Raw genomic sequence first — 10,603 nt, 5'->3', positions numbered from 1 at the left:
CGCGGGGCCCGCTCCGGCAGGAGCAGGTCCCGGCAGGCCCGCGCTACGGCCGGACCGCCACCGCCTTGAAGAAGGTGTAGTGGAACGTCCCGCCCGGCTCGGCCGCGCGGCGCAGCTCCGCGATGCCCCGGTCGAAGGCCTCCGGGGTGCTCAGTCCGGCCTCCAGCGCCTCGGCCCGGACGGCCTCGACCATCGCGACGAAGGTCCGGCGGGTGAAGCCCTCCACCAGGGCCGGCCGGGCGTCGTCGGCGTAGACCGTGCGCGGGCGGACCGTCACCCGCGCGAACCCGGCCTCCGTCAGCAGCGGGTGGAGGCGGCGGCCGAGCAGGCCGTCGCCGCCCGCCCGGGCCTGCAGCCGGACCAGGTGGTCGACGGTGCGGCGGGCCGCCGGGGTCTCCGGGTGGAAGAACGCCGAGCCGTGGTCGCCCTCGATCACCGTGATCGTCCCGCCCGGCCGCAGCACCCGGCGCAGCGCCGCCAGCCCGGCCGCGGGGTCGGGCAGGTGCTCCAGCACGAAGCACAGGAAGACGTGGTCGAAGGAGCCGTCCGGGAACGGCAGTCGGTGGAGGTCGCCGTGGTGCCAGGTGACGTCCGCGGCGGGCGCCTGCGCGGCCACCCGGGAGCGGGCCCGGGCCAGCGAGTCCGCCGAGAGGTCGGCCGCCGTCAGCCGCACCCCGGGACTGGCGGCCAGCAGGTGCACGGTCTGCGCTCCCACCCCGCAGCCGGCCTCCAGCACCCGGCTGCCCGCGGGGTAGGCCGTGCCCGCGTGCAGCAGGTCGGCGAGGGTGTCGGCCTGGTCGCCGAGGCGCCGGGCCTCGGTCTGCGAGTAGCCGTGGACGTAGTCGGGGCCGTGGTCGGGGCCGTAGGCGGGTCCGTGGTCGGGGCCGTGCTCCGGCGCCGCCGCGTTCGCGGGCGCCGTCGTTTCCGTGGTCATGGCCCCACCCTCGCCGCCACTATGGTCCGGTGAACAGGTCCAAAGCCACGGCATCCGACCGGTCCAAAGAGGCCGGCGCCGACTTCCTCCAGCTCGACACCGCCGACGCCCCGCCCGGCGGCCTCACCGACTGGCTCGCCCGCCGGCTGCGCGAGGCCGTCGCCGACGGGCGGCTCCCGGTCGGGGCCCGGCTGCCCGCCAGCCGGGTCCTGGCGGCCGAACTCGGCATCTCCCGTGGGGTGGTGACCGACGCCTACCAGCGCCTCGCCGAGGAGGGGCAGGTCGCCGGCCGCGGTCGGGGCGGCACGGTCGTGGTCGCGGCCACCGCCGCCGCCACCGCCGCACCGGACACGGTTGCCGATCCACCGGAGGAGCGACTCCGCCCGGTACCCGCGCTCTTCCGGGACGACCCCGACCCCGACGTCTTCGACCGGCTGCGCGGCGCCCCCGCCAGGATCGACCTCACCCCCGGCGTGCCCGACCTCGCGGCCTTCCCCCGCGCCGCCTGGCTGCGCGCCGAACGGGCCGTCCTCGACGGCCTCGCCGCGTCCGACCTCGGCTACGGCGACGTGCGCGGCACCCCGGCCCTGCGCCGGGCCGTCGCCCACTGGCTGGCCCGCAACCGGGGCATCCGCGCCGACCCGGACGAGGTGCTGATCGTCGCCGGTACGGCCCAGGCGCTCGCCCTGCTCGGCCGCGCGCTCGGACGGGTGGGCATCGACGAGGTCGCGGTGGAGGACCCGGGCTCGGTCGGCGTCCGGCAGCACCTCGCCCACTGGCTCGTCGCCACCCCGCCCGTCCCGGTCGACGCCGAGGGAGTCCGGGTCGACGCGCTGCGCGCCACCGGCGCCCCGGCCGTCCTGCTCACCCCGGCCCACCAGTTCCCGACCGGCGTCGTGCTCGGCGGCGAACGGCGCCGCGAACTGTTGCGCTGGGCGACGGAGGGCGGCCTGGTCATCGAGGACGACTACGACGCCGAGCACCGCTACGACCGTCCGCCCGTCCCGGCCCTGCGGGCCGTCCTGCCGGAGCGGGTCTGCTACGCGGGCAGCGTCTCCAAGCTGCTCGCCCCCGCGCTGCGCACCGGCTGGCTGCTGGTCCCGGAGCGGCTGCGGGACGCCGTCCTGGACGCCAAGCGGTTCGCCGACCTCGGGAACCCGGTGCTGCCCCAGCTGGTCCTCGCCCGGCTGATGGAGTCCGGCGACCTCGACCGCCACCTGCGGCTGCTGCGCCGCCGCCACCGCCGCCGCCGGGACGCGATGATCGCCGCGATCCGTACCCACCTGCCGGGAGCCACCGTGCACGGCGCGGCGGCCGGCCTCCACCTGATGCTGACGCTCCCGGAGGGATGCGGCCGCACCGGTACGGGGTTGGCCGCCGCCGCCCTGGCCGAGGGGGTCAAGGTGCAGCCGCTGTCCTGGCACGCCCGGCTGCCGTACCCGCCCGGCCTGGTCCTCGGCTACGCGGCGGGCTCGGTCTCCGAGATCGCCGAGGGCGTGGCCGTCCTGGGACGGCTGGTCCGCAGGAGGGCCTCACCTTGGGGAGATTGAGTCGGATTATCGGATGAATACGATGGATGGGGGAATGCCGCGCCGCACCCCTGGGTACGTTGACATGCCGAAGTCACCTGTCGACCGGGAGGCGTGATGGGCCTGTTCCGAAGTGTCGCCCAGTTCGGGGTGGTGCTGGCCGTCATGGGAGCCGCGCTCGGGCCGGTGCCGCTCGGCTCGCCCGCCCCGCCGCGCGGTGCCCCGAGCGCTCCGGGTGTCCCGGGCGCACCGGACGAGAGGACCGCGGCGATGGCCGGCCTGGAGCAGGAGGACTCCCGGGTGCTCGCCGGGCGGCGGGTCGTGCTGTCGTACCCGGGCCCGATACCGTCGGCCACGACGCTCCAGGCGATCCGGGAGGGCCGGGCCGCCGGGGTGATCCTGTTCGGTGAGAACATCACCAGCCCGGAACAACTCGCGGAGGCGGTCGCCGAGTTGAAGCAGGCCGCAGCCGAGGCACCGCATCCGCGCCCGCTGCTGCTGATGACCGACCAGGAGGGCGGCAAGGTCCGCCGGCTGCCCGGTGCGCCCGAACTCTCCGCCCGCCGCGTCGGGTTGGCGGCGAACCCGGTCGCCGCGGCGGCCGAGTCCGGGGCAGGCGCCGCCCGGACCCTCACCGGCGCCGGGCTGAACCTCAACCTCGCCCCGGTGCTCGACGTCTACGACACGCCGGACAACTTCATCGACCACTCCGAGCGCTCCTTCGGCCAGGACCCGGCCAAGGTGGCGGAGTTGGGCAGCGCCTTCCTCACCGCCCAGCAGGGGTTCGGCGTGGCCGCGACCGCCAAGCACTTCCCCGGCCTCGGCGCCGCGCCCCGGGGTGCGAACACCGACGCGGGACCGGTCACCCTGAACGTCCCGCTGTCGCAGCTCCGCTCCCGCGGCGAGGCCCCGTACCGGGCGGCGATCGCGGCGGGCGTGCGCCTGGTGATGGCCTCCTGGGCGATCTACCCGGCGCTGGACCCGGACCACCCGGCCGGGTTCTCGCACGCGATCATCCAGGGCGAGCTGCGCGGCCGGCTCGGCTTCGACGGCGTGACCGTCACCGACGCCATGGAGGCCGACGCGCTCGCCCCGTACGGCGGCCCCGGTGACCGCGCGCTGGCCGCCGCCGCGGCCGGGATGGACCTGATGCTCTGCTCCGGGCGCGACCCCCGGCAGGGCGAGGAGGCCACCGAGGCGCTGGCCGCCGCCCTGGACGACGGCCGCCTGGACCGGCACGCCTTCGGCGAGGCGGTGGCCCGGGTCGACGCCCTGCGCGGCTCGCTGGGCTGAGCCGGCGGCGGTTCGGCGTCGGTTCGGAAGCGGCTTCGGGGGCGGTTTCGGAGGCGGTTCCGGGGGCGTTCGGAAACGGTTCACCCGGGCTCCACGCGGGCGTCCCCTGGGCAGGGGCGCCCGTTCGACTGTCCGGCGCTGATTGCGCCATCGAAGGTTCAGTTTCGGTCGACACCTGACTTCCCAGGGTAAATACGCCTCATGGCCAAGGAATCACATGTCAAAGTTTCTGTCGTGGGCCTATGAAATGTCATATGTACCACGTCACCTGTTCCCAGTCCGTCCTCATACCCTCCGAAGGAGGAGGCACCGATGAACCGCATGAGTCGCGCCACCTGGATCGCCGCCGGCGCCGTCACCCTGCTCGCGGCCCCCGTGCCGGCCCTCGCCGCGACCCCGGCCGCCACCACCGCCGCCGCCACCGTCACCACCTGCGGCTACTCCAGCCTGCAGGCCGGCCTGGCCACCTACGCCTGCGCCGACGTGACGGGTGACAGCGTCGCGGTCTACGGGAAGATCGGCCTGGCCGGCCCGCCGTCCCCGGGCACCCCGTGGCCGCCGGCGCCGAAGGAGCTGGTGACCCACCTGTCGGCCAACGTGACCGGCGGGGCCTCGCTCGGCACCGTGAACGGCCGCACCGTGTTCCAGGTCTCCACCGTGCGGGTCGACGGCATTTCCAGCACGGTGCCGTGCGGGTCCACCGTGCACGTCTCCTTCGACGTCGAGGGCTTCTGGAGTGGGCAGGTCCCGGCCACCGTGGAAGTGCCTGTAGTCTGCTGACGTCTCATCACCATGACTGCCGAGCCCGGGAGTTGGCAGCGTCCCGGGCTCGGCTTTCGCATGCCCCGACCCGATCGCGACCGCACGGCGGAGCGCCCGGTCGGGGCCTGCCGGGTCCCGGCGCACCCCGGCGCCGCACGGTGACGACTTGAAGAAATCTTCATCTGTCGCGATGATGCCTACCGGCCGCGGCGGCGATCCCCGCCCGGCCGGACGACCACCCGACCGGACCCGAGGGAGAGCACGGACGATGCCGGTGCCGCTGTACCAGGCCAAGGCGGAGTTCTTCCGCACCCTCGGCCACCCCGTGCGGATCCGGGTCCTGGAACTGCTCCAGGACGGCCCCCGGCCGGTGCGCGAGCTGCTGGCGGAGATCGAGGTCGAGCCGTCCAACCTCTCCCAGCAGCTCGCGGTGCTGCGCCGCACCCAGCTGGTCACGGCGACCCGTGAGGGCAACACCGTGGTGTACGCGCTCAGCACCCCGGACGTCGCCGAGCTGCTGCGCGCGGCCCGCCGGATCCTGACCGAGCTGATCACCGACCAGGGCGCGCTGCTCACCGAGCTGCGCGCCCCCGGCGGTCGGCCCCGCTGAGCCGCGCCCGGCCCGTCCGCCCGATCCGAGGAGAAGCACCACCATGAGCGCCAGCACGAGCGACGACAGCACGACCGAGGGCACCACGACCGAGGGCAGTACGAGCGGGGACGGTACGAGCGAGGAGAAGCGGCGCCGCAAGGCGATGCTGATCCGCGCGGGCGTCTACATCTTCGCCACCCACCTGTTCGCCGGTTTCGTGCTGCTGCTGTTCGCTCTCGGCGGTCGGAAGTAGCGCTCCGGGACCGGGCCGCTCACCGGCGCGCCTCCCGGTCCCGCACGCGGTAGCGGTGGCTGGTGCTGGTCCAGGCCTGCACGCCGGCGACCAGCTCCCGGGTGCCGTCCAGGTACCAGCGCCCGGCCGGGTGGCTGCGCAGCAGGTCGCGGCGGATTTCCTCGCTCTCCTGCTGCAGCCGCGCCACCCGGGTGCGCACCGCGTGGACCGCCCGGTCGCGGGTGCAGCCGTGGGCCCGCTCGAGGGTGAGCACGGTGTTGAACGCCGTCCCGCCCTGCCGCTCCTCGCGCTTCAGCGAGTAGAGGTCGTTGATCAGCGTGGCGGCGTCGGCGGTGTTGGCGCGCAGCCGGTGCAGCGCGGGCTCCGCGTGCAGCGCGGCCGGGGCGTCGGTGCCGTGGACCCGTTCCAGTATGTTCATGAACGGGTAGAGACAACTGCCGTGCCGGCGCAGCCACATGGTGTCCGTCAGGTCGAGGCCGAGGGCGGGCACGGTGCCGCGGGCGCGGTGCTCGGCCTCGGCGGGGAAGGTGGCCAGGCAGGCCCGCCATTCCCGGGCCGCCCGGGCGCGCCACTCGGGGGACATCGAGGCGGTCTGGCGCTCCCACAACTCCCTCCAGGAGAGCAGTAGTCGACTTTCGGAAGGGCTCCCGCCGCGGGCGCCGTCGAGGACCGCGACCAGCGGATCGACCACGGCGCGGGCCTGGACGGGGTGGCGGCCCGGCGGGCCGTCGAAACGGTCGTCCAGGATGGTGAACCAGCCCAGCATGTCCACCAGGAGGTCGAGTTCGGCGCCCCGGGCGCGGGGGTAGGCGAAGCCGATCAGCTCGTGCAGCGCGTACGCCCGGTAGCGGGGCAGCTCCGACGGGGTGAGCAGGCCGCGGCGGACCGCCCAGTCGGCGTGCCGGTCGGCGGCGAGGAGCAGGTCGGCGCGCGACCGGAGGTCCGACGGAGCGGCCGTGGTGGCGGGGTCGGCGGGGGCGGTCGCACGGCCGGCGCCGGTGAACGGGCACCGGCCCGACGGCGGCTCACCGGGGGAGGAGGGCACTGTGTCCCCCGGTGAGGAGCCGGTATCACCCTCGCGGGAGGCCGCGGTGGAGCTCCTGCGTGGGGAGCGCGCGCCGCGCGGCGCGAGCCGCACCCGCAGGCCGTGCGCCTGGACCGTCGTCCAGACCACCTCGCGGGCCCGCGCGCCCGGCACCGCCACCGGCCGCCAGCGCCGCAGGATCGCCGCGGCCGCGACGGTCAGCTCCGCCCAGGCGAAGGCCTCGCCGATGCACTTGTGCTTGCCCGCCCCGAACGGCAGGAAGGACGGCCGCCCGGTGCCGCCGCCGTCCTGCCAGCGCTCGGGCCGGAAGCTCAGCGGCTCCGGGTAGCGCACCGGGTCGCGGTGCAGCGCGGTGAGGCTGTACAGCAGCTCGGTGCCGGCCGGGACGCGGTACGGGCCGAGCTCGACCGGCACCTGGGCGGTGCGCATCAGGAAGGCGTTCGGCGCGTGCAGCCGCACCACCTCCTGGGTGACGCTGCGGGTGTAGGTGAGCCGGGCCAGCGCCTCGGGGGTGGGGACGGCGCCCGCGGGCAGGTGCTCGTCCAGCTCGGCGAGGATCCGGGCCTCCACCTCGGGGTGGCGCAGCAGCTCGTCCAGCAGCCAGGTGAGCGTGGTGGAGACGGTCTCGGTGCCCGCGCCGAACATGGCGATCGCCTCGGACCGCACGTCGGCCTCGGTGAGCGGGCACCCGCTGGCCGGGTCGGTCGCGGCGCGCAGCAGGGCGGGCAGGGTGCGGCGGCCCTCCTCGGCGCCCGCGGCGCGGCCGTTGACGGCCTGGTCGACCACCCGGTTGAGCACCCGCACGGCGTCGTCGAAGCGCCGGTTGACGGGCAGCGGCAGCCGGGCGAGCGCCGGGTTCGGGTAGAGGGACTGGACGATCTGGCCCTTCACCAGGTCCGGCAGCGCCCGGTGGAAGGCGACGGTGGCGTCCTCGCTGAGCCGGGCGTCGAACAGCGTGCGGGTGACGATCTCCAGCGCCAGGTGGTTCATCTCCTTGGCCACGTCGAGGACCTGCCCGGGGCGCCAGCGCCCGGCCCGCTCCTCGGTGACCTGCTGCATCACGGCCAGGTACTCGCCCATCCGGTCCGGGCCGAAGGCCGGCTGGATGATCCGGCGGCGGTCCCGGTGGGCCTGGCCCTCGGACATCAGCAGGCCGTCGCCGAAGGCCGTCTTGAGGGTGTCCTGGACGGCTCCGCGCGGGCAGTCGTGGGCCAGTGCGACGAGCAGGGTGTGGACCAGCCGGGCGTCGGTGACCACGCAGACGGTGCGCGGTCCGAGGCGGATGCGGACCACCCCGCCGTGGCGGGAGAGCGAACCGAGGAAGCCGAGCGGGTCGCGCAGCAGGGCACCGGCGTGCCCGAGGCCGGGCAGGGCGCCGGGGGCCAACGGCGGGACGGCGGCGCGGGTCAGCGGGGACGGGCGGGGTGCGGTTCTCGGCGGGACGATCAGCTTCCGCGTCTCGGTCAGCAGGGACATGACACTACCTCTCACCAGAGGGGCCGGTGCGGGCGATGCCGGGTGGCAGCGGCGGGCCGGCCGGGAGCCGGGGGACCGCCCAGCGCGGGCCCCGCGCGCGCCCCCGGCGGGAGGGCGCACGTTGGACAAACGCGCCGGTTTCCCGAGCGTTGCGCCGAATGTGCGGGGATCACTCCAACGGCCGAGTGGATCGACCCTTTCGTGCGTGCTCGAAACTCGGTGTTGACCTGCGCCGATGCGACCGCCCGGGCGGTCGGCGGCCGGCCCGCGGGGCAGGGTCTTTGGACCCTCGCCGCACGGGCGTACGAGGGACAGCATGGATGCGAAGAAGGAGGAACCTGATGACCCGTCTGCGCCACCGGCCGGCCCTCGACGTCCGGGTGGAGATCCGCGGCGAGCTGCCCCGCGAGGACGCCGAGTACGCCCGGGCCCGGGCACTGGCCACCGCCGCGGCGCTCGGCCCCGACGCCCACGCGCTGCGACTGCGGCTGACCCGCTCGCGAAACCGCTCGGTGACCCGGCCCGCGCTGGCCCAGGCGGACGTCGAGCTGGCGGGAGCCGGCCCGGTCCGGGTGCAGCTGGCCACCGGCACCGCGCGGGAGTCCGTCGACCTGGTGCTCGGCACGCTGGCCGGCCGGGCCGTCCGGCTGCGCGAACAGGGCGACATCGGCTTCGCCGTCGCGTACGAGAGCGCCTACCGCCCGCAGTTCGCCGACCGTCCGCTCGCCCAGCGGCGGATCGCCCGGCACAAGGCGGTCGTGCTCGCCCGCCGCGGCCCCGAACAGGCCGTGCTCGAACTGCTCGCCCTCGACCGGCGGTTCCACCTCTTCGCGGACGCCGCGACCGGGCGGGACGGCCTGGTGCACCGCTGCACGCCGGGCGGCACGGTGGAGCTGTGCGCCGCGGGCACCAGCGCGATGCCCCCGCTCGACCTCGCCGAGGCGGCCCGCCGGCTCTGGCTCACCGGCCGCCCGTTCGTCGGCTGGACCGACCCCGGCGACCACCGGGCCCGGGTGCTCTACCGCCGCTTCGACGGCCACTACGGCCTGATAGCGCCGGTATCGGACGGCCGGATCGGGGCAGGAACCCTGTCGGCACAGGACTGACACCACGACCCGACGACCACACCACCAACTCTCCACGACAGGGGCCGGGACCATGGACTGCGACGAGGTCATGCTGACCGTCCGGATCACCGCCGCCGAGCGCGCCCTGCTGCGCGAGCTCGCGCGCGGGCACGGCGGCGACGTCTCCGACGTGGCGGTGGACGGGCTGCTGGAGGTCATCCCCGCGCTGCACGACGACGCCTGCGTCCTGCCGCTGCTACGCGTTCTGGCCAGACCGGCGCCGTTCGCGCTCACCCTGTGGCTGCCCGCCGCGGTCGCGGACCTGCTGCCGCTGCTCGGCGAGCGGCTGGTGCGGACCGGCGGCCCCGCGGCCGGGCCGGCCAGCGCCGCGCTCTCGGCGGCCCTGCGGCTCTGGCTCGGCGGGGACCGCGTCGTCCTGGCGGCCGGGCTGGCCCGGCTGCACGGGGGCTGCGGCATCGGCACGGCGGCGGTGCGGCCCTGGGCGGGCGCGGCGGCCTTCGGGGCGGAGCCGGTGAAGGCCGCGGCCTGACCGTTCGCCGGGTCCGACCGTCCGCAGAGCTGACGGCGCATCGGATCTGACGGTGCGTCGGTCCTGACAGTGCGTCGCGCACCGGCTGGCGATGGCATGTCCGGGGCGGAAAATCCGCTGGTCAGAGCACTGGTCAGCACCTGTCGACGGGTCTAGCATTCCGTCACGGCCGACGGAGTCGCACGCCCCGGGACTCCGGCCGGGTGGCCGCCACCACCTCCTGCCGGGGAGCGCGCGCCCCCCTGCTCGCGCTCCCCGGCTCCGCCCTGTGCGATTCCCTTCCGCCCGGGCCGCACCGCCTCGGCGTCCCCCGGCGACCACTCGATCGAACGGCCCGGGGATTTTCGCAAGAGGTTTCTGTTATTCCCGCTCGCCCCTCCCGCTCTCCGGAGTGTCGGAAGGCCCGCGCCCCTCCGCCGCAGGGGCTCGGGCCGTCGCGCGAGGAGAGGAACGCGATGGGACACCGGAGCAGCGGGCCGCGCCGACGCCGCCGGCCCACCCGCAGGGCGCCCTGGCCGCCGCGACCTCGCCCCCGGCCCCGCCCCCGACCCCGGGGAGGACCGGCTCCCGAGGTGGCCATCAGTCAGATCACGCCGAATTCCGCCGGCTTGAGCCGCCGTGCCGTGCTTGGCGGTTCGGCGGTCCCGGGTCGGAGCGCCGCCCGACCGCGGCGCCCCCGAGCGGCCGCGCGGACGTGTCAACTCGCCACTGAAATAGGCGGGTTCACCCTCGATACGGACGGCGGTCGGAGCCTCCGTGGTCGAACGGCGGCCTCCCTTACCAGAACTGTTCGTTCGCTGAAGTCCTCGTGAGCCGAACGGGGTAAGGCTGTTCCTGTGAGCCCGTAAAACCGGTCGGCCCGTACGCCGGCCGAGCCCTCCGACCCGAGCCGCCGCCGCCCGCGGGCCCCAAGACCCGCAGGCCCGAAGGTCCGTCGCGCCGGGACCGGCCGCCGCCCACCCAGTGGCGGGCCGTTCCCGGCGCCGGCCGTTCCCAGCGTCCCTGCCCCCACACCGCCCCGAGGACCCTCCCGTATGCGAACCCCCCCCCCCCGCAGCGCCCGCGCCCGCCCCCCGGCCGCCCTGCGCGCCGCCGCCGCACC

9 protein-coding genes are annotated in these 10,603 nt (G+C 75.7%); 7 read left to right on the top strand and 2 right to left on the bottom strand.

Annotated elements, in window-relative coordinates; translation table 11 throughout:
* Nucleotides 1-43: 43 nt before the first annotated feature.
* The gene (locus tag ACFU6K_RS18170) at nt 44-934 is read right to left on the bottom strand and encodes a methyltransferase domain-containing protein (RefSeq protein ID WP_380664147.1); all 891 of its coding nucleotides are present in this window, start codon (nt 932-934) and stop codon (nt 44-46) included.
* A 29-nt stretch (nt 935-963) separates the two neighbouring features.
* Between ACFU6K_RS18170 and ACFU6K_RS18165 the strand changes: the two genes are divergently transcribed.
* The 5 genes from ACFU6K_RS18165 to ACFU6K_RS18145 all read left to right on the top strand — a co-directional run bounded on the left by ACFU6K_RS18165 (nt 964) and on the right by ACFU6K_RS18145 (nt 5,363).
* Nucleotides 964-2,484, top strand: coding sequence for a PLP-dependent aminotransferase family protein (locus tag ACFU6K_RS18165; RefSeq protein ID WP_380664146.1), 1,521 nt, complete (start codon nt 964-966; stop codon nt 2,482-2,484).
* Between the two features lie 96 nt (nt 2,485-2,580).
* On the top strand, nt 2,581-3,756 hold the full coding sequence (locus ACFU6K_RS18160; RefSeq protein WP_380664144.1) for a glycoside hydrolase family 3 N-terminal domain-containing protein: 1,176 nt from the start codon (nt 2,581-2,583) through the stop codon (nt 3,754-3,756).
* Nucleotides 3,757-4,068: 312 nt separating this feature from the next.
* Nucleotides 4,069-4,536: a hypothetical protein gene (locus tag ACFU6K_RS18155; protein WP_380664142.1), complete on the top strand. Its 468-nt coding sequence runs from the start codon at nt 4,069-4,071 to the stop codon at nt 4,534-4,536.
* A 250-nt stretch (nt 4,537-4,786) separates the two neighbouring features.
* A complete protein-coding gene (locus tag ACFU6K_RS18150) occupies nt 4,787-5,128 on the top strand; it encodes a helix-turn-helix transcriptional regulator (RefSeq protein WP_049656769.1) in 342 nt (113 codons plus the stop codon).
* Between the two features lie 43 nt (nt 5,129-5,171).
* The gene (locus ACFU6K_RS18145; RefSeq protein ID WP_380664140.1) at nt 5,172-5,363 is read left to right on the top strand and encodes a DUF6126 family protein; all 192 of its coding nucleotides are present in this window, start codon (nt 5,172-5,174) and stop codon (nt 5,361-5,363) included.
* A gap of 19 nt (nt 5,364-5,382) precedes the next feature.
* Here the strand turns inward: ACFU6K_RS18145 and ACFU6K_RS18140 are convergent, their stop codons facing one another.
* Nucleotides 5,383-7,884, bottom strand: coding sequence for a cytochrome P450 (locus tag ACFU6K_RS18140; RefSeq protein ID WP_380664138.1), 2,502 nt, complete (start codon nt 7,882-7,884; stop codon nt 5,383-5,385).
* A 341-nt stretch (nt 7,885-8,225) separates the two neighbouring features.
* On the opposite strand from ACFU6K_RS18140, the gene ACFU6K_RS18135 reads away from it, so the two are divergent.
* On the top strand, nt 8,226-8,990 hold the full coding sequence (locus ACFU6K_RS18135; RefSeq protein WP_380664136.1) for a sigma 54 modulation/S30EA ribosomal C-terminal domain-containing protein: 765 nt from the start codon (nt 8,226-8,228) through the stop codon (nt 8,988-8,990).
* Nucleotides 8,991-9,042: 52 nt separating this feature from the next.
* Nucleotides 9,043-9,501, top strand: coding sequence for a hypothetical protein (locus ACFU6K_RS18130; protein WP_380664134.1), 459 nt, complete (start codon nt 9,043-9,045; stop codon nt 9,499-9,501).
* The last annotated feature ends 1,102 nt before the right edge of the window (nt 9,502-10,603 follow it).

The sequence above is a fragment of the Kitasatospora sp. NPDC057512 genome (assembly GCF_042802135.1).
Classification (GTDB): Bacteria; Actinomycetota; Actinomycetes; order Streptomycetales; family Streptomycetaceae; genus Kitasatospora.
Note: the sequence above shows the minus strand (reverse complement) of the source record. Positions and strands in the feature narration are given on the sequence as shown.